Source organism: Rhizobium sp. X9, from assembly GCF_018873185.1.
Lineage (GTDB): Bacteria > Pseudomonadota > Alphaproteobacteria > Rhizobiales > Rhizobiaceae > Agrobacterium > Agrobacterium oryzihabitans.
Window position 1 is genome coordinate 2,365,817 of record NZ_CP071311.1, and the last position, 22,813, is coordinate 2,388,629.

Annotated in this window: 20 protein-coding genes; 7 read left to right on the forward strand and 13 right to left on the reverse strand. The window is 60.1% G+C overall.

Going from position 1 to position 22,813, the window contains the following annotated elements; genetic code table 11:
* Positions 1–16: 16 nt before the first annotated feature.
* Both JZY08_RS11605 and JZY08_RS11610 read left to right on the forward strand, forming a co-directional pair.
* Entirely contained in the window at positions 17–448 is a 432-nt protein-coding gene (locus JZY08_RS11605; RefSeq protein WP_035241856.1) for a MarR family winged helix-turn-helix transcriptional regulator, read from the forward strand.
* A gap of 104 nt (positions 449–552) precedes the next feature.
* Entirely contained in the window at positions 553–939 is a 387-nt protein-coding gene (locus JZY08_RS11610; protein WP_216330206.1) for a hypothetical protein, read from the forward strand.
* A 115-nt stretch (positions 940–1,054) separates the two neighbouring features.
* Here JZY08_RS11610 and JZY08_RS11615 read toward each other — a convergent pair whose 3' ends face one another.
* From JZY08_RS11615 to JZY08_RS11630, 4 genes are all read right to left on the reverse strand, one after another.
* Positions 1,055–1,684: an outer membrane protein gene (locus JZY08_RS11615; RefSeq protein WP_216330207.1), complete on the reverse strand. Its 630-nt coding sequence runs from the start codon at positions 1,682–1,684 to the stop codon at positions 1,055–1,057.
* A gap of 283 nt (positions 1,685–1,967) precedes the next feature.
* On the reverse strand, positions 1,968–3,368 hold the full coding sequence (locus tag JZY08_RS11620) for a HAMP domain-containing sensor histidine kinase (protein WP_253204015.1): 1,401 nt from the start codon (positions 3,366–3,368) through the stop codon (positions 1,968–1,970).
* A gap of 35 nt (positions 3,369–3,403) precedes the next feature.
* Positions 3,404–4,078, reverse strand: coding sequence for a response regulator transcription factor (locus tag JZY08_RS11625; protein WP_216330209.1), 675 nt, complete (start codon positions 4,076–4,078; stop codon positions 3,404–3,406).
* 156 nt (positions 4,079–4,234) lie between these two features.
* On the reverse strand, positions 4,235–4,873 hold the full coding sequence (locus JZY08_RS11630) for a TetR/AcrR family transcriptional regulator (RefSeq protein ID WP_216330210.1): 639 nt from the start codon (positions 4,871–4,873) through the stop codon (positions 4,235–4,237).
* 142 nt (positions 4,874–5,015) lie between these two features.
* On the opposite strand from JZY08_RS11630, the gene JZY08_RS11635 reads away from it, so the two are divergent.
* Entirely contained in the window at positions 5,016–7,052 is a 2,037-nt protein-coding gene (locus tag JZY08_RS11635; RefSeq protein ID WP_216330211.1) for an NADH:flavin oxidoreductase, read from the forward strand.
* Positions 7,053–7,086: 34 nt separating this feature from the next.
* Here the strand turns inward: JZY08_RS11635 and JZY08_RS11640 are convergent, their stop codons facing one another.
* Positions 7,087–8,445 (reverse strand): ATP-binding protein, encoded by a 1,359-nt coding sequence (locus JZY08_RS11640; protein ID WP_003492128.1) that lies wholly within the window; start codon positions 8,443–8,445, stop codon positions 7,087–7,089.
* Positions 8,445–9,107 (reverse strand): response regulator transcription factor, encoded by a 663-nt coding sequence (locus JZY08_RS11645; protein WP_082182888.1) that lies wholly within the window; start codon positions 9,105–9,107, stop codon positions 8,445–8,447. The genes JZY08_RS11640 and JZY08_RS11645 overlap by 1 nt, the downstream gene beginning before the upstream one ends.
* A gap of 155 nt (positions 9,108–9,262) precedes the next feature.
* Here JZY08_RS11645 and dsbD point away from each other — a divergent pair, with 155 nt between their 5' ends.
* Positions 9,263–11,113 carry a protein-disulfide reductase DsbD gene (dsbD, locus tag JZY08_RS11650; protein ID WP_216330212.1) on the forward strand — a complete coding sequence of 617 codons (1,851 nt, stop codon included), beginning with the start codon at positions 9,263–9,265 and terminating at the stop codon, positions 11,111–11,113.
* The gene (locus tag JZY08_RS11655) at positions 11,113–11,715 is read left to right on the forward strand and encodes a DsbA family protein (protein WP_216331556.1); all 603 of its coding nucleotides are present in this window, start codon (positions 11,113–11,115) and stop codon (positions 11,713–11,715) included. Before dsbD ends, JZY08_RS11655 begins: the two co-directional genes overlap by 1 nt.
* A 96-nt stretch (positions 11,716–11,811) precedes the next feature.
* On the opposite strand, the gene JZY08_RS11660 is transcribed toward JZY08_RS11655, so the two are convergent.
* The 6 genes from JZY08_RS11660 to JZY08_RS11685 all read right to left on the reverse strand — a co-directional run bounded on the left by JZY08_RS11660 (position 11,812) and on the right by JZY08_RS11685 (position 18,914).
* Positions 11,812–12,474 (reverse strand): DsbA family protein, encoded by a 663-nt coding sequence (locus tag JZY08_RS11660; RefSeq protein WP_253204016.1) that lies wholly within the window; start codon positions 12,472–12,474, stop codon positions 11,812–11,814.
* 31 nt (positions 12,475–12,505) lie between these two features.
* Positions 12,506–13,231: a L,D-transpeptidase gene (locus tag JZY08_RS11665; RefSeq protein WP_216330214.1), complete on the reverse strand. Its 726-nt coding sequence runs from the start codon at positions 13,229–13,231 to the stop codon at positions 12,506–12,508.
* A gap of 155 nt (positions 13,232–13,386) precedes the next feature.
* Complete coding sequence (locus JZY08_RS11670) at positions 13,387–14,448, reverse strand: ABC transporter ATP-binding protein (protein WP_216330215.1); 1,062 nt, start codon at positions 14,446–14,448, stop codon at positions 13,387–13,389.
* Positions 14,445–16,676 carry an iron ABC transporter permease gene (locus JZY08_RS11675; RefSeq protein ID WP_216330216.1) on the reverse strand — a complete coding sequence of 744 codons (2,232 nt, stop codon included), beginning with the start codon at positions 16,674–16,676 and terminating at the stop codon, positions 14,445–14,447. Before JZY08_RS11675 ends, JZY08_RS11670 begins: the two co-directional genes overlap by 4 nt.
* A gap of 98 nt (positions 16,677–16,774) precedes the next feature.
* A complete protein-coding gene (locus JZY08_RS11680; RefSeq protein WP_216330217.1) occupies positions 16,775–17,800 on the reverse strand; it encodes an ABC transporter substrate-binding protein in 1,026 nt (341 codons plus the stop codon).
* 115 nt (positions 17,801–17,915) lie between these two features.
* Positions 17,916–18,914 carry an ABC transporter substrate-binding protein gene (locus tag JZY08_RS11685; RefSeq protein ID WP_216331557.1) on the reverse strand — a complete coding sequence of 333 codons (999 nt, stop codon included), beginning with the start codon at positions 18,912–18,914 and terminating at the stop codon, positions 17,916–17,918.
* 239 nt (positions 18,915–19,153) lie between these two features.
* Between JZY08_RS11685 and JZY08_RS11690 the strand changes: the two genes are divergently transcribed.
* Complete coding sequence (locus tag JZY08_RS11690; protein ID WP_216330218.1) at positions 19,154–19,900, forward strand: response regulator transcription factor; 747 nt, start codon at positions 19,154–19,156, stop codon at positions 19,898–19,900.
* The gene (locus tag JZY08_RS11695) at positions 19,897–22,005 is read left to right on the forward strand and encodes an ATP-binding protein (protein ID WP_216330219.1); all 2,109 of its coding nucleotides are present in this window, start codon (positions 19,897–19,899) and stop codon (positions 22,003–22,005) included. Before JZY08_RS11690 ends, JZY08_RS11695 begins: the two co-directional genes overlap by 4 nt.
* Before the next feature lie 45 nt (positions 22,006–22,050).
* Here the strand turns inward: JZY08_RS11695 and JZY08_RS11700 are convergent, their stop codons facing one another.
* The gene (locus JZY08_RS11700; protein WP_216330220.1) at positions 22,051–22,812 is read right to left on the reverse strand and encodes an SDR family NAD(P)-dependent oxidoreductase; all 762 of its coding nucleotides are present in this window, start codon (positions 22,810–22,812) and stop codon (positions 22,051–22,053) included.
* Position 22,813 lies beyond the last annotated feature (1 nt).

Here is a 22,813-nt window from a genome sequence, read left to right on the forward strand (position 1 = left end):
AAACGGGGTTTTGCTTGTGTCCTATCAGTTCACTGACTCTGTACCCTATCTGCTCAACTGGGTGGGCGTTCGGCTTGGAGAGCGCTTCTCCGTAAGGCTGGCATCCTACGATATGACCCTGCCAATGTACCGCGTGCTGGCGGCGTTGAGACAAGATGAGAGCAAGACACTGACAGAGCTTTCCGACATGGTATCGGTGGAGATTTCCACGCTCTCCCGGCTCGTTGGCCAGCTCGTCAGGCGCAATCTCGTCAGCCGTGTCAGGCCGGCCGACAACGCGCGCATCGTGCGCATCACGCTGACAGCAAAGGGCGAGGAACTTGCCGACGAACTCATGCCCATCGCGGCCATGTTCGAAAAAACCGCAATCGAGGGCCTCGATCCTGCGGAAGTGAAACTTTTCAAGAGCATCCTGCGCCATATCGGCCGCAACATCGCCGGTCTCTGATCAACCGGGGGTGCACTGCCCGCAACGCGGTTTTCACGTGCAATGTACTTGTAATGGCCGGTTCCTATCCCTGTGGAAACTTACCACAGCGGAGGAAATTACCGATGTCCGACAGATCCTCACCCGCCTTTTCGGCAGCGGTCACCCTTGTCACGGGCTCGATCCTGCTTTCGGCCTGCGCCTCGACAGTCATGAAAGGCTACATCGGCGCGCCCATCACCAGCGTGATGCTGGACTATGGGCCGCCGGACAATATCTATAGCCTGGGCGGCGGACAGCAGGCCTACCAGTGGCGGAAGAACAAGACACAGGCTGTCGCCGGATCATCAAGTGGTGAAGTGCGGACAACACGGCGTGGAGAGCGTTACGAAGTGTCCGAGACGCCGGGTTATGTCGAGCGCATAGACTGCTTTTACACTTTCTACACACGCAGTTCCGGCAACGAATGGTACGTCACGAGTTTCCGGCAGCCTTCGCTCGAATGCGAATGACCTTTTCGGGATTTCAAACTCCGCCCTCTACCCTGTGTTTGACCGCCGCTTTGACACTTAAAGCGGCGGCTTTCTTTTGAACATTCTCCCTGAAATCTGTCATCGGATGAACCGGTCAGAAGCGATAGTTCAGGCCGGCCTTGATGACGTGATCGCTCACATCGGTCTTCGACCTGCCACTGGAAGTAGTCGTGCTCACATTTCCGGTGCCTACATAGTTATATTCAAACTTGGCCGACAGGCCGCCGCCAAAGCTCTGCTCCACGCCTGCGCCAACCAGGTAGCCCTGTTTCCAGCCATCGGGACCCGTGACGCCATTTCCATCCTTGAACTTGGTGGTGGTCAGGCCGGCGGTGCCGTAAAGAAGCGTGCGGTCGAGCGCCACGCCGGCCTTCATCTTGGCAGCCCCGCGGAAACGCTCCCTCAACCGGCCGTTCGGCACGCGGGCATCGTTCCCAAGATAGGAACCTTCGATTTCCGCACCGACAACGCCGGAGCCGAACTGGAAGTTATAGCCGGCCTGCACACCGCCTGTCAGTCCACGGCCGCTGGCCAGTGGATTCAGCCTTGGGGAAGCGACACCACCGTGCACACCGACATAGGCGCCACCCCATGAGAATGCCGGCTGATTGCCGTAGTCGAAGGATTGCTGCGAATTGTAATTCGTAAGATCGGCGGAATAGCCATTGGTTGCAGCCGCAATGGCAATGGTCACGGCGACAAGCGATTTCTTGATGATCGACATGAATGACTCCAGACGAAACCGATGCGCCGTCTTCTGGCGCACGCAAGGTTTCAGTTCGCGTTAAAGAACCGGAATCCGGCTCCCGTTGGCCTGCTGCGCCGCTCAGCACGACGTGCGGATGAGTGCAGCAGATAGAGGCATTTTCCCCGCGAGAATTGCGCCTGCATTGCATGCATCGAGATTTATTAGGAATAATTTATTTATTTAAATGAGTTACACGAATTTCTTTAACTAAATAGTAAGAAATATCGTTATCGCGGCGCCTCCAATCGCTCGAACCTCGTCAGCAGACAGTGTCAGCCGCTGCATCTTTCGACGCAACCGATCGAATTTCCAGCCGCACACAAAAACCGGGATTGAGATCGAGAAAAAGCACTCGCCCGCCATGAAGCTCCGCTGCCTTCTGAACCAGGTTCAACCCGAGGCCGGCTCCCGGCGCGTTCGTGTTGACGCGGTGAAACGGCTCGAACACCTGCTCGCGTTCCGAGACGGGTATGCCCGGCCCCTCATCGCAAACATCAATGAAGCCCGCAGCGCTAACCCGGATCGTGATCGCGCCCCTGCCGCCGCCATGATCGATGGCGTTGCGGACGAGGTTGACGACCGCCATCTCAACAATCGACGTCTGCATCGTCAACACGACATGGCTTTCGCTCGGTTCGAAATCAAACTCGTAACCGGCATCCATAGCAATCGGTGCGAGATCGGTCGCGATACGCTCGACGAGAATGTTGAGATCCTGCTGCACGGCGGGCAGCTCCACCGCGCCGACCGCCTGCATTTCGAGAAGCTGATGCGCGACGCGTGAGAGGCGATCAATATCCACCCGGAGCTGCCGGCTCAGCGCGTCATCGGGCAAAAGGTCGGCCCGGATACGCGCAATCGCAATTGGCGTTCTCAACTCATGCGCGGCATCGGCAAGAAAGCGGTTACGGCGATTATATCCCTCATCCAGCTTGGAGAGCGCCACATTGAAGGCGTCGACCAGAGGAATGATTTCACTTGGCACCTTCGAACGATCGATACGGGCGGAACGGTTCTCGAAATTGATCGACTTCGCCTGTTTGACCGTTTCAATCAGACCACTCAATGAACGGCCGACCGCTCTCGGGGTCACGAGCAACGTCGCGATGCCGGTCAGGATCAGCATGGGCACGACGACGATAAGGATGATGAAACCTACACCCGGCAGCACGGTAAGCCAGCGTATGTCGCCATTGGCATCCTTTTCCAGATCAAGCTGCATACTGATCCAGAGACTGAGGCCGTCATTCGGGAAACCTTTCTCCGTCCCGGCAATGAATTGCAGCCGGCCTGCGGGCGTATCGCGGTTTTCCATGGTGGCCCGGACAGTTTCCCCGGCGTCAAGGCGCGCTCTTTCGATGCTCCGGGGAAAATCCGCCGCCAAGGCGGGTGCGGGGATTTCTCCATATTGCAGGACGATGTCATCCGCATTCCGCACCACGAACCAAAGATTGGGATAGCGCTGTTTCAGCTCTACCAAGCCGGGCGTGGGCGACACTTGCGCGCGCCCCTGCGCATCCCTTGTCACGCTTTCCGCAACAATCCGAACAGCCTCTTCATTGGCGCCCTCCAGCCGTGGATCAATGATCCAGATCCAGCCGACGAGAAGGATGACAAAGAGGACGAGCAGGAATGCCTGCAGGGCGAAAAGGCGCTTCATCAGCGCCCATCGCAGGGATCCGTTTCGTTTTTCCTTCATGTATTCAACCGGATAAGATAGCCGATGTTGCGCACGGCCCTTATCTCGACCGTGGCTTCGGCTTGCGCAAGCTTCTTCCTGATCCGGGAGATATGGGCATCGAGAGCATTTGACTCGATCTCGTCATCCAGGGTGTAAACCGCCTCGATCAGATTGGATCGTGTGACGATACGGTTCGGCCGGCGCATCAGGGCTTCAAGCACCAGATACTCCCGGCGCCGAAACTCGATGATGGAACCGGCAATACTGATTTCGTTGCTTTTCGGATCGATGCTCAGATTTCCAAAACTCACATATTTGTCGGAAAGCGAAGGGCCGCGCCTGTGCAGTGCGCGAAGGCGAGCCAGCAACTCCTCGATCGCGAAGGGCTTGGCGAGATAATCATCCGCCCCGGCATCGAGCCCATCAACGCGGTGATCGACGCTGCCAAGCGCCGTCAGCACAAGGATCGGCACGGAATGTTTGCGTCGACGAAGCGACGACACGAGGTTCAGCCCCTCACCATCAGGAAGGCGGCGATCCAGAACGAGCACATCATAGGACCCGTCGCGGGCGAGAGCATCGGCATCGCTGATGGTGCTGACGTGATCCGCAAGCACATCGCGCCGGCGCAGGGCCTCGAGCAGTGCTCGCGCCATTTCGGGTTCATCCTCAAGCAGCAGGATTCGCAACGACTTTTCCTCAAAGGTGAGTTCTTGCAGCCCACCACTGGTCGGTGAATATTGCAGTTACATTGCAGGCGGGAGCCGGACTCTTCTTTAGCACCTTGCCAGACACAAGCCGACCGCCATCGCGCGACTTCTCAGAAAGCGTCTGCCGAACACACGCTAGGCATTTGGCCCGGGCCTGTATCCATGCCTTGCATAAAATCGGTCAAGTTCACGCTGTTGCGGCACCTCGCCGGTATAAATCGCAATATAATCCGGGATCCTTTTCATCCGCACGGCCACATCCTCCTCCGATTGCATGGAGATATAGCCGATCTGGACGAGATAGGTGGTTCTGGCGCGCACATCCGCCATGGTTTCGGAATGGCCAAAACGCATGAACATGCGCGAAAGCGCATCCATCCTCGTCTGATCGGCTTTGCGCACCTCGGCAAGAATATTATCCGACTGAAGCGCCCAGCTTCGAACCGCGAATTCGAACTTGCTGTCGAAAAGGCCGGGATCCAGCCAGCAATCGAAAACATTCAGCATCGCTTCCGCCAATGTTTCCGCATAGGCCTCCGACTGCCTGACGATGCTTCCGGTATTCTTCTCGCGCCAACGGGAAACGAGCGCGGCCAGCAATTCCTCCCGATCCTTGAAAAACCAGTAGAAACTTGTGCGTGACAGATTAAGTTTTTTTGCCAATGGCAGGATTTTGACGGAGTCCACACCGGACTCGAGCAGAGCCTGATAGGCAGCCTCCAGCCACCCCTCCTGCGATCCGCGCCAACCGGTCTCGTTCAATGTCGCTTCCATGGTGATTTCTATCAAATCCGCCTGGTTGCGACAAGCCGAATGTCCACCCCTGTCGAAAGCATAAACACACGTGTTTTATTAATTGACACCTATGTACATTTCCACCTAGCCTTCCTCCATCAGCCTCATCCGGAGAACGGCAATGTCGAATGATCCCCTTCTTCAGCCCTACCGGCTCAAGCATCTCACGCTGCGCAACCGCATCATCGTCACCTCGCATGAACCCGCCTATCCGGAAGACGGCATGCCCAAGGAGCGTTACCGCGCCTATACGGTCGAGCGGGCGAAAGGCGGGGTGGCGATGACGATGACGGCCGGTTCCGCCGCCGTCTCGAAGGACAGCCCGCCCGTCTTCAACAATCTGCTGGCCTATAAGGATGAAATCGTTCCGTGGATCAGGGAAATGACCGACGCCGTGCATGAAGAAGGCGCGGCAATCATGATCCAGCTGACCCATCTTGGCCGCCGCACCCGCTGGGACAAGGGTGACTGGCTGCCCATCCTCGCCCCCTCCCATCACCGCGAAGCTGCCCACCGCGCCTTTCCAAAAAAGATCGAGGACTGGGATATCGAGCGCATCATCAAGGATTTTGCCGATGCCGCAGAACGCATGAAGGCGGGCGGCATGGACGGCATCGAGCTGGAGGCCTATGGCCATCTCATCGACCAGTTCGTCTCGCCGCTGACCAACGAGCTGGACGGTCCCTATGGCGGTTCGCTTGAAAACCGCATGCGCTTCTGTCTCGACGTCTTCAAGGCGATGCGCGAACGCGTCGGCGACGATTTCATCCTCGGGGTTCGCTATACAGCCGACGAATGTCTCGAGGGCGGCACCGGAAAGGCAGAGGGCCTCGAAATCTCCAGACGGCTGAAGGAGAGCGGCCTGATCGACTATCTGAACGTCATTCGCGGCCATATCGACACCGATCCCGGTCTGACCGACGTCATTCCCATTCAGGGCATGGCCAATGCCCCGCATCTGGACTTTGCCGGTGAAATCCGCGCCGCGACCAGCTTCCCCACCTTTCACGCCGCCAAGATCCAGGATGTGGCCACCGCCCGATATGCGATCGCCTCCGGCAAGGTCGATATGGTCGGCATGACGCGCGCTCACATGACCGACCCGCATATCGTGCGAAAGATCATGGACAAGCGGGAGGACGACATTCGCCCCTGCGTTGGCGCCAATTACTGTCTCGACCGCATCTATCAGGGCGGCCTCGCTTTCTGCATTCACAATGCGGCAACCGGCCGCGAGGAAACCATGCCGCATGAGATAACCAGGGCAGCCCAACGGCGGAAGATAGTCATCGTCGGCGCCGGCCCGGCTGGCCTCGAGGCCGCGCGTGTCAGTGCCGAGCGTGGCCATGAGGTCATCGTCTTCGAGGCCGCAAACAATCCCGGTGGCCAGATCCGCCTGACCGCGCAAAGCGAACGCCGCCGCGAAATGATTGGCATCATCGACTGGCGCATGAGCCAGTGCGAAAGGCTCGGCGTCACCTTCCACTTCAACACATGGGCGGAAGCGGACACGGTTCTTTCGGAAAATCCCGACGTGGTGATCATCGCCACCGGCGGGCTGCCGCATACAGACGTGCTTTCAAAAGGCAACGATCTCATCGTCTCGGCATGGGATATCATTTCCGGCGACGTGAAGCCGGGCACCAATGTGCTGGTTTTCGACGATGCCGGCGACCATGCGGGCCTGCAGGCCGCCGAATGTCTCGCGAAGACAGGCGCGAAAGTGGAGATCATGACGCCGGACCGCGCCTTTGCCCCTGAGGTCATGGCGATGAACCTCGTTCCCTACATGCGCTCGCTGCAAAAACGCGACGTCACCTTCACCGTCACCTACCGTCTGGAGGCCGCGGAAAGAAGCGGCAACCAGCTCATCGCCCACATCGGCAGCGATTATGGCGGCGTGACGAAATCGAGAACCGTGGACCAGATCGTCGTTAATCATGGCACGATCCCGCTGGACGATCTCTATTTCGAACTCAAGCCGGGCTCGAAGAACCTCGGCGAAATATCCTATGACGCCTTGCTTGCGGGCGCTGCCCAGACCGTCGAGCGCAATCCTGCCGGAACCTATCGGTTGTTCCGCATCGGCGATGCGGTTGCGGCACGCAACACCCATGCGGCGATCTACGATGCGTTGCGTCTCGCAAAGGACCTTTGAGACAAACGGGAGCCGCAGCATTGCGGCCCTCGTTTCAAACCTCCAGAGACACCGCAAACCGTTGATCGAATCTCAAGAACTGCAATCGCCCTCCCAGACGGTCGACGGCCATCTTGACGATCGCAAGCCCAAGGCCGCTTCCGCCCGGTTCCGATCGCGGCGAACGGTAGAAACGCTGCAGCACACGCTCCTGCTCCTCCACGGCGATCCCCGCCCCTTCATCGATGACAACGACGTTGACCTTGCCGCCGATCAACTCGGCGCGGCATTCGACTGTCGAGCCCTTCGGCGAGTGCTGCACGGCATTCTCCATGACATTCCTGATGGCAAGACGAAGGAGCGAGCGGTCCGCCTCGACGAGGATCGTATCCGCCTCTTCCGAGAGCCGGCAGGCAATATCCACCTCCCGCAATCGTCTCAGCGGCTCAAGTTCCTGAATGACATCCAGAATGAGCCGGGGAACATCCACGCCGGTTTTCGCCGTCTGCGTTTCGGTGGCGTCGACGGCGGCCAGATCGATAAGCTGCTTCGCCATCCGGCTTGTCCGGTCGACGCTCTGCTCGATGCGCCTGAGTGCCTGTTGCTGAACCTTGGGATCGGCCGAGCGCATCGCCACCTGCGCCTGCGTCTTCAGGCCGGCAAGCGGTGTCTTCAGCTCGTGTGCGGCATAGGTCGTGAATTCACGCTCCCTTTCCCGGGTCGCCTGAACACGCGCCAGAAGACTGTTCAACGCCTGGATCATCGGCCGAAGCTCCGATGGCGTTCCCTTATCGGCAAAGGCATGCAACTCGGTTGCATCGCGTGCTTTCAGGCCATTTGCAAGCTTCTGAAGAGGAGCAAGCCCGCGGGAGACACAGAACCAGATGAGACCGGCCATCAACGGCATGATGAAAAGCGCCGGATAGAGAAGTCCCTTGATCACGTCATCGACAAGACGGTCGCGGACCTGAATGCTGTCTCCCACCAGAACCCTGACGCCGAGATCGGGCTTGACCACGGCATAAACCCGCCATTCGACACCATTGATGACCGTATTCTGATAACCCGAGGCATGTTCAGACAGGGAAGCGGTGGGCGCACTGTCCGATTTGCTCAGGAGACGACCGCTGACGGACCAGATCTGGCAGGCAAGCTGGCGTTCATAGGAAGGTATCGACGCGGCCGCATCATCATCCGCATGACCACCCGTTGCGGGCATGTGGCCGACAACGCCAATATCGGCCGGACGGTCGCCGACAAGGGAAGCGACCATGCTTGCCGATTCCATCAGACGCGCATCCAGAACATGCTCCAGCCGCGCCTTGGTGCTGGTATAGATCCACACGCAGCCGGACAGCCAGACGACGCCCGTCATCAACAACAGCACGGTGAACAATCTTGCCCGGATTGACATTACGCAGCCCTCCCAACGCGGTAGCCCACGCCCCGCACCGTTTCGATGAAGCCGGCACCCAGCTTCGAGCGAAGCTTGTGGATGTGAACCTCAATGGTGTTGCTTTCCACATCCTCCTGCCAGCCATAGAGCTTTTCCTCCAGAACCGGTTTGGAAAAGATCATGCCGGGGTTTTGCATGAGCGCATGGATGATCGCGAATTCACGGCGCGACAGGGGAATGATGCTGTCGGCCCTCTTCGCCACCATCTTCGCCGGATCGAGCGTCACGCCCAATGCGGACAGCGTCCCCTCCGAACGGCCTTCGCCCCGGCGGATGATGGCCCGCAGGCGGGCGGCGACTTCGTCCAGATCGAACGGCTTGCCCAGATAATCGTCGGCACCGGCATCGAGGCCGGAAATCTTGTCCGTGGTCGCGTCCTTCGCCGTCAGCAGCAGGATCGGCACCCGGTTCCGCTCATTGCGGGTGTGACGCAGAAGATCGAGGCCGGAACCGTCTGGCAGCATCAGGTCGAGAACGACGGCGTCGAAACGGCAGCTGTCGATAGCCGTTTTCGCATCTTCAAGGGTCGTGACGGCATCGACGGTGAAGCCGGCAAGCTGCAGCCCGACACGAAGACCATCCAGCAGGACATCATCGTCCTCGACCACTAACAGACGCATAAACTACTCCATCATTCCGGTGCACGGATGTTTTGACGTGCGGGAACCTGAAAAACGAACCTTAAGGCTGGCTTAAGCTTGCCACCGGAAGCCTGCGCCACTCATGGACTATCCCATAGGCCTCTCCTAAAAGGCCTATCCCATAAGGAAAAAGAATGCGTCTCAATTTTTCGTTCGTGCTCCTCGTCATCTTCACCGTCTGCGGACCCGCCTTCGCGCTCAATCCCCCGATGGACATGGCAGATGCGTTCAAGTTCTCGATCGACCGCACGGGAACAGCCGCCACCTTCCGCTGGCAAATAGCAGAGGGATATTATCTCTATAGAGACGCCCTCAACGCCACGGACAATGACGGAAAACAACTTGATCTTCAGACATTGCCCGGCGAGATGAAGGACGATCCCGGCTTCGGCAATACGGAGGTTTATTTCGGGCAAACGGCCGCCACGCTCGCCGATGCGCCCCAAACGATGAAAGTGACGTTTCAGGGATGTCAGGATGGCGGCATCTGCTATCCGGTGCGAACGGTCACTATCACCGGATCGAGGATCGAAGTGGATGCGCCGTTCGGGATGAACCCGTCACCGCCGCCGGCATTCCAGTCCTTCATCCCGATGTCCCCGGCCGCACAGCCAGAAAAAATAGATCGGCCTGCGCCCGCCGCCGAACCGGGAATGGTGGAGGGAATGCTCGATCAGGGCGGCATCGCGCTTCTGCTCGCCTCCTTCATGGGCCTCGGCGTGCTGCTCGCCTTCACGCCCTGCGTCTTTCCCATGTACCCGATCCTTGCGGCCACGCTGGGTCGTCAGGGAGCCTCCCTGTCGCCGGGGCGCAGCTTCCTCCTCTCCTCCACCTATGTCGTTGCTCTCGCCGCCGCCTTCAGCCTGTTCGGCATACTTGCCGCATGGCTCGGCCAGAGCTTTCAGATTGTCCTTCAATCGCCGGTGGCCATCCTCATCACCGCCGCTGTCTTCACCCTCCTTGCCATCGCCAGCTTTGGCGTGGTCGAGGTGCAGCTTCCATCGGGGCTGCGGGATCGGCTGGCGCGGTCACAACGCTCACTCGGCGGATCCTTCGGCTCAACCGCCATCCTCGGTTTCAGTTCGGCACTGCTGATCGGCCCCTGCGTGACCGCGCCGCTCGCAGGCGCGCTGCTCTACATCGCCAAATCCGGAGACGTGCTTCTCGGCGCTGCCGCGCTCTTTGCACTGGGTATCGGCAAAGGCATTCCGCTCATCCTCATCGGCACCTCCGGGGCAACGCTCCTGCCGCGCGCGGGCGCCTGGATGGCGCAGGTCCGCTGGCTGTTCGGCTTCATCTTCCTCGGCACGACCATCTGGTATCTGGACCGGCTCATTCCCGCACCCGCAACACTCGCGCTTTCCGCAGCATTGCTCGTGACCCTTGGTGTCTTCTTCGGTGCTTTCGATACGCTGTCACCACAGGCGGGTGTCGGTCGCCGGCTCATGAAATCCGCTAGCCTTCTTTCCGTTCTCTACGGCGCGTTTCTCGCCTTCGGTGCGGCAAGCGGCAGCACGAGCATGCTCCAGCCGCTTCAGGGTTCCGGCAGTTCCGTCGTTGCATCCTCCTTGCCCGGCCTGACAAAGGCGAGTTTCACCACAGTCGCATCCGGCGATGAACTGAGAGAAGCGGTAAGCGGTGCGAAAAAGCCGAGCCTCGTCTATTTCACCGCGGACTGGTGCGTTTCCTGCCGCGTCATAGAGCGCTCGGTCCTCGCCGATCCGCAGGTTGCTCAAAGCCTTGCGAATACTAATCTCGTCTCCGTCGATCTTTCAGACCTCACGCCTGCGAAACAACAACTGATGAAGGACAACAACGTCGTCGGCCCACCGACCATGCTGTTCTTCGACAGAAGCGGTGCCGAACTCTCCTCCGCCCGCATGGTGGGCGAGATTTCGGTGCGATCCGTCATCGATGCGGTGACGCAGACACAGCAAGCCCTCATGAAACCTGCAATCACAAACACCTCAGGAACCCTTCAATGATCCTCACCCGCCGAAAGCTCGTCGCAATGGCTGGCCTTGCGACCTTTGCACCGTCATTTGTTGCCGCCAAAAGCGACCCGACCAGCCGGGAGATGGTGCTGAACGACCCCGACGCACCGGTCCTCGGCAATCCAAAAGGCGATGTGACGGTCGTGGAATATTTCGATTACCAGTGCCCCTACTGCAAGACGTCCTACGAGATGGTCCGCGACGTAGTAGAGCAGGACGGCAAGGTCAGGCTTGTGCTGAAGGACTGGCCGGTCTTCGGCGGTGCGTCGGTCATGGCGGCGCAGGCGGTGCTTGCAAGCGCCAAGCTCGGCAAATACGACAAGACGCTCGACGCGATGTTTCATACGCCGAACAAGTTGCAACAGGATGATGTCGAAAAAGCCCTTGCGAAAGCCGGCCTCACCTTCGAAGGCGTGGGCAAGGCCGTGGTTCAGCATCAGGCGTGGATTTCCGGCCTGCTGGACCGGAACTGGGTGCAGGCCGCCGCCTTCAAATTTATCGGCACACCCTCATTTGTCGTCGGGTCGACAAGCTTTGCCGGCGTCCTCGACCGCAAGGGTCTGAAGGACGCAATCGCAAAAGCGCGAGGCTAGCGAGAAACGCAGGTGCATTGCTCACCATCGCTCTTAAATAGACAGAATGGTGGCTTCCTGTCCGACCGGACCTGAAACCACCATTATCCGACAAAACTAAACCTGCTCGCGTGCCTTTTCGAAAAGGCTGGTGAATTCCTCCGCGCTCCGAATAGCGCCGGGAACGAGAAATTTGCCGATGATGAAGGCCGGTGTTCCGGTCAGCTGCAGCGACATCGCCTGTTCGTGATTGCGCTCAATCAGCGCATTGATCTCCGCCGCCCTGGATTTGAGATCACTCTCAAGGCGCGCGAAATCAATGGCTGTCGCGCGCACGGCAGCGCGCATCTCGTCCGCTTCCACCCTGCGGGCTTTGATCGCCATCAGCGCATGATGCACGATCTCGTAACCGCCCTGGTAATTTGCCGCCAGCGCCAGACGGGCGCCCTCGACGGAATCTTTCGTAATGATCGGCCAGTCCTTGTAGACCACCCTGATATCCCCGTCCTTCAAGACCGCATCGCGCATGGGAATGGCCGTCTTCTTGCACCACGGGCAATTATAATCGAGGAAGGTGACCATGTTGAGTTTACCGGCTGGGTTGCCGGAAACGGGTGCTGCGGGATCACGCAGGATCATCTCAAGCCTGAGACTGTTTGCGGATGCGGCGGCCGGAAATGCGGCGGCGGAAACTGCCGAAAGCGAGCCAAGGAGAAAGGCGCGGCGTCTGAGCCCGTCAAGGCCTGCCTTGTCCACGCGGTTTCGAATTTGGTGTGCCATGGGAATAAGTCTCTCTTTCATATGCCAGCAGTCAGACGCCGAGTTGCGAGCGCTTCGAGGGATCGGGGATAACCACGATGGAGCTGCCATCCCTTACATTGTTGAAGAGATCGATGACGTCCTGATTCAGTAGGCGAATGCAGCCCGAGGATACCGCCTTGCCGATGGAGAAGGCCTCCGGCGTTCCATGCAGGCGATAAAGAGTGTCCTTTCCACCCTGATGGATATAAAGCGCACGCGCGCCGAGAGGGTTTTTAAGACCGGGGGGCATGCCGCCATTCGCGATGCTATAGGGCTGGAGCGCGGGTTGCCGCGCCACCATCTCGTCCGGCGGCGTCCATTTCGGCCACGCACGCTTATAGGCGACCGTCGCTCGACCGGACCATGAAAAGCCGTCGCGCCCGACGCCGATCCCGTAACGCGTTGCCTTCCCGCCGGGAAGCACGTGATAGAGAAACTTGTTCGGCGTATCGACGATCAGCGTGCCGGGCTTCTCTTCGGTCGGATAATCGACGACCTGCCGCCAGTATTTTGGATCCACCTGCTTGATGTTCACGGCCGGGATCGGAAAGGTCTCGTCCGGCATCGCCGCATACATCGCCGGGGTCACTGGCGTTACGGCTGGCAAAGGTTCGTCGCTCTTTACCGGCGTTGCCGTCATCGGCGGCTGGCCGGATGTGGCGCAGCTTGCCAGAAGACTTGCGGCTCCCAGGGCAAGAAGGTTTCGGCGGCTGATGAATATTGGTCTGTCGTGCATTCTGCGGCATGTCTCCTGTTTGGCGACACACAGTCAGCCGGCACCTTAAGCCAGTCTTAAGGCGACCCGGTGAGACATTTATTTGACATGACCGGACGGAAAATGCCGGGGGCAGAACCACGTCTGCCCCTCCCTGGGTGAGATCGGCGAAAAACTCAGGCCTGAATCAAGGCAATGCCACGGTTCCTGAAGCCGAGCGTGACATCGCTTGCCGGCGGCAGACTGGTCTCAACCGCATGGTCGACGATGAAGAGCGTGCCGATATCGGTCTCGACTTCATACTCGACATGACCGCCGAGATAGGCACTATGCAGCACCCGCCCCGCAAGCCCATGCCCGCCCGGCTGGCCGATGGAAATAGAGCCGGGGCGAACCGCAAGCTTTGCCGGGCCGGGCCGGGCGTTGCGTGCCGCAACCCGGTGATCCACACCTCCGACGCGGATCAGCGCGTCGGGGCCCTCAAGGCTCAACACTTCGCAGCCGACGACATTCGCCTCGCCCATGAAATCGGCGATGAAGGCGGAGGCCGGTGCTTCATAAAGGTCGCGTGGCGCACCCGACTGGGCGATCTCACCTTCCTTCATCACGATGATCCGGTCGGAAACCGCCAGCGCCTCATCCTGATCATGTGTCACGTAAACGGCGGTAAAGCCAAGCCGCTGCTGCAATTCGCGGATTTCGGTGCGCACCCGGCGGCGAAGGCGGGCATCGAGGTTGGAAAGCGGCTCATCGAGCAACAAAACCTGCGGTTCCAGCACCAGCGCACGGGCAACCGCGACGCGCTGCTGCTGGCCGCCGGAAAGTTCGGCAGGCAGGCGGTGGCCCATGCCGGCGAGGCCGACGAGCTTCAGCCCCTCCTCCGCCTTTTCCCGCGCTTCCGCCTTGCGCAATCCCGAGGATTGCAGGCCATAGGCGACATTGTCGAGCGCGGTCATGTGCGGGAAAAGCGCATAGGACTGGAAGACCATCGAGACATCGCGCTCATTGGCCGGCAGCATGGTGACATCCTTGTCACCGATGAGGATGCGGCCGGAGGTCGGATGTTCGAGGCCCGCCAGCATGCGCAGCGTCGTCGTCTTGCCGCAGCCGGAGGGGCCGAGCAGGGTCACCAGCGTGCCGGGCTCGATGGTGAGCGAGAGGTCGGGAATGGCGGTGAAGGCGCCGAAAGTCTTGCGGACATTCTGAAAGGTGACGGAACCGGGCTTTACGGAAATCATGCGGTTTTCTCCTGAGCGAGAGGAACGGAGGAAGCGGACGGCAGGCCGGCGACACGGTTTTCGCGACGCAGACGGCGCTCACCCACAAGAAGCTGGAAGCCGGTAATGACCGTGATCATCACAACGATCAGCATGGAGGAATAGGCAATGGCCACACCGTACTCGCCGTTTTCGACGAGACCGACGATATAGGACGTCGCCATGTTGTACTGCGCGCTGACAAGGAAGATGACGGCGCTGATGGAGGTGATGGCGCGCACGAAGGAATAGACCAGTGCGGCCGTGATCGCGGGCCTCAAGAGCGGCAGGATGACCTTGCGGATGGTGCGGAAACTATTGGCCCGCAGCGTCAGCGAGGCCTCATCGAGGCTTTTGTCCAGCTGGCTCATCGCCGCGATGCCGCCACGCACGCCGACCGGCATGTTGCGGAAGACGAAGCAGGCGATGAGGATGAGTGCCGAACCCGTCATTTCCACCGGCGGCAGGTTGAAGGCCATGATGTAGCTGACACCGATGACCGTGCCGGGAATGGCAAAGCTCATCATCAGCGCGAATTCGAACAGGTTCCGACCGGCAAACTTCTGCCGCACGATGATATAAGCCGTCAGAAGACCGACGGCAGCGGTGAGCGGCGCCGACACCAGCGCGATCTCCATGGTCGTCCAGAACGAGTTCCAGGCAACGCCGGTCCAGGCGATCGAGCCATTCGAAAAGCTGACGGAAAAGGCGCGGATATAGTGGTCAAGCGTCAGTGAATTATCGAGACCCCAGGTCTTCACGAAACCGCCGACAAGGATCATGCCGTAAACGACGATGGTGAAGATCATCCACGGCACGACGACCGCATGGACGCCGATGGACAGGCCGCGCGGAAGCGCGATATGCGCGCCGCTGTCGCCCTTCCCCGTCACCGTCGCGAAATTCTTGCCCGCCAGCCAGAAACGCTGGGCAAGGAAGGCCGAAAGCGTGAAGCAGAGAAGGATGATCGCCAGAACCGCGGCGCGGGAGGGATCGTTCTGCGAGCCGACGACGGCAAAGAAGATTTCCGTCGACAGCACCCCATGGGTGCCGCCAAGCACCAGCGGATTCCCGAAATCCGCCATGCTCTCGATAAAGCCGATAAGGAAGGCATTGGCGAGACCGGGTTTCATCAGCGGCAGCGACACCCGCCAGAAGGTGCGCCAGCGGTCGGCACGCAGCGTCTGCGACGCCTCTTCCATCGACGGGCTGACGCCTTCGACCACGCCGATCAGCACCAGAAACGAGATGGGCGTGAAGGAAAGGACCTGCGCAATCCAGATGCCGGTCATGCCGTAAAGCCAGCGACCCGGTTCGATACCGAAGAGATAGAAAAGCCATTCGGTGACGACGCCGGCGCGGCCGAAAAGCAGCGTCAAAGCAAGGCCGATGACAAAAGGCGGCGTGATGATCGGCAGAACCGTCAGAAGCCGCAGGCCCTTCTTGAAGGGAAAGCGCGTGCGGGTGGCGATCAACGCAAAGCCGAGACCGAGCACGGTCGAGCCGAAGGCGGTCATCAGGGCGAGGAACAGCGTGCGCCAGGCAACGCCGCAGCGCTCTTCGCCTGTGACGCAGCCAAGGCTCCAGATGCCGGGATCCTGAATATTACGAATGAAGCCATCAGCATTGAAGGAGCCATCGAAATCCTGAACGGAAGCAACGAGCATGCTGCCGATCGGATAGAAGACAAAAACCGTGACGAGGAAAACCAGAACGGAAATGGCGCCGACGACAAAGGCGTCGCCTTTCATGACGCCACGTTCGGCAAGTCCGAAGGCAAAAAGCAGCACGAAGACGAACGACATGACGACGGCCCCTGCCCCCATGGAGGGCTGACCATCGGCAAGCATGCCGAAGAGGTTTTCGCTCACCGCCCAGCTCCAGCCGGTAAAGCCGATGGCCAGCCCCTGCAAGGCGAGGAAAACGAGGCCGGCAGCGCCGATGACGGCAAGCAGTCTGCCGCGCCGCATCGGATCGCCGATAGGCCGGACAAGACACGCAGCGAGGAAAAAGACAACGATTCCAACCAGCCATGGTTTGCCATAGGACAGGATCTGCAGCACACCGGGCGCATTGCTGGCCGACGAGAAAAATCCGGAAAGCCAGCGGAAGCTGAAAAAGCCGCCTTCGATGCGATACCAGGGAAGAAGAATGAGGGCAAAAGCCCCGAACGCCAGGACGATGTCCAGCCTGCGATTGCCACGTGTCATGGCCGACCTCGCTTGTTTCATGCCGATGAAAGAGTGGCGGACACCCCGGCTTAAAAAGCCGGGATGCCTGTCGCCGGAGTTAAGATCAGTGTTTCAGATCAGTTGGCGACCGCACCGACCTCGCGGTCCCAGCGTTCCAGCAACGCCTTGCGCTTGGCCGGATCGCCATAGGTCTTGAAGTCGTAGTCGATGAGCTTGATGTCCTCGAACTTCGGCGCTTCCTTCGGCACTTCCGCCGTCTTGTTGGAGGGAAGCTGGAAGGACTTGGCGTCCTTCATGCGCGACTGCACTTCCGGCTTCAGCGCCCAGTCGTACCAGGTCTTGGCATTGTCGAGGTTGCGCGCACCCTTGATGATCGACATGGAGCCGATTTCGTAACCCGTGCCTTCGCAAGGCGCGATCGACTTGACCGGGAAGCCTTCCGCCGTCTGCGCCACCGCATCATGCATGAAGACGATGCCGAGCGCCGTCTCGCCACGCGCCGCCGCCTTGACCGGTGCCGAGCCGGATTTGGTATATTGCGAGATATTGGCGTTGAGCTTCTTCAAATAGTCGATCGCCTGATCTTCGCCCATGATCTGCACGAGCGACGCGAGCGCCGTATAGGCGGTGCCGGAGGAATTCGGATTGGCGATCTGGATTTCGCCCTTCAGTTCCGGCGCCAGCAGGTCGGCCCAGCACTTCGGCTCCTTATAGCCCTTGGACTTGAAGATTTCCGTGTTGTAGCCCCAGCCCAGCGCGCCGGCATAAACGCCGACAGTCATGTAACCGGTGCTTTCCGCCTGTTTGACGGCCCAGTCCTGCAACTGATCCAGCATCGGCGACTTGTATTCCAGCGTCAGGTTTTCGGATGCCGCCTGCATGTGCGGATCGCCGGTGCCGGCCCACCAGATATCGGTCTTCGGGTTGCGGGCTTCCGCACGAACCTTGGCATAGGTTTCGCCGGAAGACAGGCGCACCATATTGACCTTGATGTCATGCGACTTTTCGAAATCGCCCTTCATCTGCTCGCAGATGACGACATCGGCCGAGCAGATGAGGTTCAGTTCGCCCGCCGCCTGCGCGGAAACGGCGCTCAGTGCCGTGCCGGCAAAAAGCAGGGTGGAAAGTATCGTCAGTCGCATGGTTATCCTCCTGTAGCTTGCGTCTGAATTCTTGGGCCATGCGCGAACATGGCGCTGCCGGTCGCGGCGCCCTGCGGCGCGCGCGCTGCCTTTTTGAGGTGTTGGTTTTTTGGCCCTACTGGGTCTGGCTCGGGTGGATTTCGCTATCGAAGCGGCTCAATAACCGACTTCGCTCTTCCGGCTGTCCGAAGGTGGCGAAGTCGTAATCCACCATCTTGATCATCGATATGTCAGGCGCCGTCAGCGGCAATGTCGCCCGGGCGTTTGATGGCACCTGATTTTGCCCGGCCTTGGCCCCGGTTGCCTGCCCCTCCGGGCTCAGCGCGAATTCAACGAAGGCCTGTGCCAGCGCATCATTGTGGTTGCCCTTGACGATGCTGACCGCACCGATCTCATAGCCCGTCCCCTCGCAGGGCGCGACGATCACCAGCGGGAAACCTTCGATCTTCTGGGTCACGGCATCATGCATGAAAGAAATGCCGATCACGATCTCGCCCCGCGCCGCCGCCTTGACCGGCGCTGCACCAACCTTGGTATAGCTCACGACGTTCTGATTGAGCTTTGCCATGAAACCAAAAGCCTCCTCCTCGCCGAAGAGCTGAACGAGGGTGGCCAGCATGGTGAAGGCCGTGCCGGAATAGTTCGGATTGCCGGTCAGGATGTGGCCGCGATAGATATCCTTCGCCAGATCCTTCCAGCAGGTGGGTGCGGGCAGGTTGTTCTTCGCGAGCAGTTCCGAATTATAGGCAAAACCCAGTGCACCGGCATAGATGCCAGCCGATTTCGAGCCGGACATCGCATAGAAATTCTGCGCCCAGGGCAGCAGATCCCGCTGATGCACGGGCGTGTACTCTTCCAGCAGGCCTTCCGAGCCGGCCTGCAAATGGGTATCGCCAGTACCGCCCCACCAGACGTCGACGGTCGGATCGGATCGTTCGGCACGAATCTGGTCGAGAATTTCGCCGGTACTCTTGCGCACCATCGAAATCTCGAGACCTGCCTTGGCCTCGAAAGCCCGCTGCATGGTCAAACACCAAGCCTCGTCGACGCCGCAAAGGACGTTCAACTTCGGCTCGGCCATGCCATGCCCTGCGCCGCACAGCCATAGGACCATGCTCGCCGCAAGTGCGGTCAATGCTTTCAATTAAGCCTCCCTGCCCGGAACCTCCCCGTTCCAGTCTCCACCAACAGCATGTCACATCCTGCCCGCGCCGCAATCGAAGAATGGTTACCAATCTTTCACCGCACCGCCGAACAAGATTACAGATATTACAATTATGACAGGAGAGATAACCAGCGAGCCTTTGAAGATCGCCGTCACCGTGCCTATGATGATGGCGGGAGGAATACAAAGTGCTTAATCAGAAGGTTCGCATTCTGATCGTCGAGGACGATCCGGATATGGCAGAGCTCATCTCGGACCTCGTGGAGGCCGAGGGCTGGCTGCCCACCTGCGCGCGCTCCGCCGAGGAGGCGGACGAGATATTAGCGCGGGACAGGATGCAGCTTGTACTCGTCGACCACAATCTGCCCGGCACGTCAGGCCGGACCTTTGCCCAGCGATTGCGCAGCCAGATCGACATCGACATCGGCATCGTCATGGTAACAGCTGCCGGCAGCGCCGCCGACCGGGTCCTGGGGCTCGAGACGGCCGCCGACGATTACGTGGTCAAACCCTTCGAACCCATCGAACTCACGGCCCGGATCAAGGCCGTCCTGCGCCGGACGATCCCCTCGCTGAAACAGGAAAAGGATAGCGAGCGCGATCATGGCCGCGCGGCACTCAACCTCGGTGACTGGGCGATTGATCTTGATGCGCGCCGGGCGGTCTGCCTCAGCGATCGCAGCAAGACGCTGACGAGCGCCGAATTCGCGCTTCTGGAGATTCTGGCCGAAACGCCCAACCAGCCCGTCAGCCGCTCGCAAATCCTCGACCGGCTGGGTTCTGAAAGCGACCGCTACATCGACAGAAATGTCGATGTGCTGGTGCTGCGGCTGAGGCGCAAGATCGAGCGTAATCCGGACCTGCCGCGTCACATCAAGACGCGGCGCGGCAAGGGTTATGTGCTGCATACCGACGAGGGCGAGCTTTCCCCGTGATCAGCCGCTCCTTCCTTTCCTCCATCGCCTTTCGCCTGCCCTTTGCGATCGTCTTCATCTGCATCCTTGTCTTCAGCCTCTCGGCCATCGCCATTTACGGCCTGCAGCGCGCGCGGGATGAAATGGCGGCCTATGGGTTGCAGGCCTTTTCCAGCCTCGCCAAGGCATCCCTGGTCTCGCGACAGGTGTCGGACCTCGTCTCAAGCGCCCCCTTCCTGATGAACGCCGCCTCTCCCTATCGCGTTTCCAGCGAAAGCAGGTCCGTCGTTCAGCAGGTCGATATCCTGCTGGAAATGACAGGACCGGGCAGCGACGATCGGGTCACGCGCGGCTTTTCCAACGACCGCATCGTCGAACTTCTCCAGCTTATCAGGGTGCAGACGCTGGATCTGGCAAAGGATGCCGATGCGGCGCAGGGCCACAAGGCGGACGCGGCAGCGGCACTCGGCGAAATCGCCACCGGCCGGGGCATCGTCGATCCTGAACTGCGCCGGCGGATGAACGGCATCGTGCAGGCCGCATCCGCGTCCGACAGCCTCTTCCAGCTGGGCGAACTGCGCCGCCGCTACGTCGCCGAAACGACGGCACGTCAGGAAGGTTATCCCGGCGAGCGTCTTCCGCTGGCGGAAATGCAGCCCTATGAGCGGGTCTTCGAGGCCCAGAGCCGCTATCTTCTGGAAATGTTTGCGATCCGCGCCTCGGTATCGCGGCTTCACACCGTGTCGCGGGATCTCTCCCACGTCACGGAAACCCAGGGCGATGCCGTTGCCCGCAGCCTGAACGAGGACCTGATCTCGACCTCTGATGCCCTTAGCCGGCTGCTGGTCATCGTCGCCGTCGCTTCTCTTCTGGTTCTCGTGGTGGCGATCTTTTCGATCCGTTCGGTGATGCGCGTCTCGCGCGGCATCGCCTCTCTCTCCAACGGCATGAATGCGCTTGCCAAGGGAGAGAAGGATGTCGGCCCACCATCCTACACCGGGCCTGAGACGGAGCTGATCCGCCTGCTTGACGCCTTCCGTGCTTTCCATGAAAGCGTCGATCGTGTCTCCCGCCTCCGGCGCACGGCGGAAGCGGCGGCCCGCACCATCCGCTCGACCTTCCGCAACATGAATGAGGGAATAGCGCTGTTCGATCCGGCGGGCCGGCCAATCACCATGAACCGCCGCATCATCGAGCTTGTCGGACGCTCCGGCTCATCGCGAAAGCTGCCGCTTCGCCGTTTTGTCGAACCGATCCCGGAAATCGATCCCGCATTATTGCCGTTTGAAAGCGGGCACGGCGAGTTGATGGACCGCGCCGTCGTGCGCCATCGCACCGCAGATCAGCTGGTGATCGAAGTCTCGATGTCACGCCAGCCGGATGGCGGCATCGTCCTGCTCGCCCGCGATGTGACGGCTCTCGATCGCCAGGAAGCAGAAGCCGTAAAGGCCCAGCGGCTGGACGGCATCATGCGCATGACCCACCAGGTCAGCCATGAGGTGGGCAACATGATCGGCATCATCACCGGCAGCCTCGGCCTGCTGGAACGGGAAGCCGGTTTCAACGACCGCCAGAAACGGCACATCGCCCGTATCCGCAAGGCGGCAGACCGCGGCCGGTCTCTCGCCAGCAGCATGCTGACGATCGGCAGCCAGCAGCCGATCCATGCCAGCCACATCAACGTCGCCAACCTGCTGCGCGGCATGGCCGATATCCTCGAGATCGCGGTCGGCCCGAAATGCCGGATCGCGCTTGATCTCGATGACGACCTCCCGTCGATCCCGCTCGATCCCGCCCTCTTCGAGCAGTCCATTCTCAATCTCTGCCTGAATGCCGCAGCCGCCATGCCGGATGGCGGCCTGATCTTGATCGAGGCCACGACCGAGAAAGATGCGCTGATAATTGCCGTTACCGACGAGGGCATCGGCATGACGCCCGAGGCCGTGGACAAGGCGTTCGAACCCTATTTCACCACACGCGAAGAATATGGCGGCGCCGGCCTCGGCCTCGCCATGGTCTACGGCTTCGTCCGCCAGAGCGGCGGCGAAGCGCATATCAGTTCAAAGCCCGGGGATGGCGCAAGGGTGCAGCTGACTTTTCCGGCAGGCACCGACCACGTGAAGTAGAGGACCAAGGCGATATCCGACGACTGAGCTACTGGTGTTGCGCGGTTAATAGCCACCGGTCAGGAAAACACTCTCGCCTGTCATGAAACTGCAGGCCTGCGAAGACAGGAAGATTGCCGCGCCCACCATCTCTTCAGGCTGCCCTGCGCGGCCCATCCAGTTCAGCGTACGGGTATATTCGGCCCAGCCATCGGGATCCCCATCGCGGCGATGGGCGTTGCGGTCCGTGTCGATCAGGCCCGGAGCAAGCGTGTTGAGCAAAACATTGTCCCGCGCATAATCACGGGCCTGGCTCTGGATAAGGTTGTGCTGGGCAGCCTTGGTGGCGGCATAGGCGCTGACGATGCTCTTCGGCCGAAGCTGATTGACGGAACCGATAGAGACCACCCTTCCCCATTTGCGAGCTGCCATGCGCGGCAGGACGGATTGCAGCATATCCACGGTCGATCCCAGATTGACCGCCAGCTGAAACGCCAGATCTTCGGGCGTCAGATCTGGAAGAACGGCATTGATCTGGGCGCTGGCATTGATGACCAGAATATCGATCGGGGCGATCGCCTCGGCGCGATCGATGAGATCACGACCGGCACCGGGTGCGGATAAATCACTCGCCAGTTCCTCAGCCACGCCACCATTGTCGACAATTTTCTGCTGCACGGCAGCAGCACTGCCGGGTTTGATCCCATGCAGGATGACATGCGCACCAGCACCCGCCAACCCCTCGGCAATCGCCGCACCGATGCCGCGGCTGGAACCGGTGACCAGAGCCGTACGACCCTTCAAACCAAAGACGCTTTCGAGACGCATT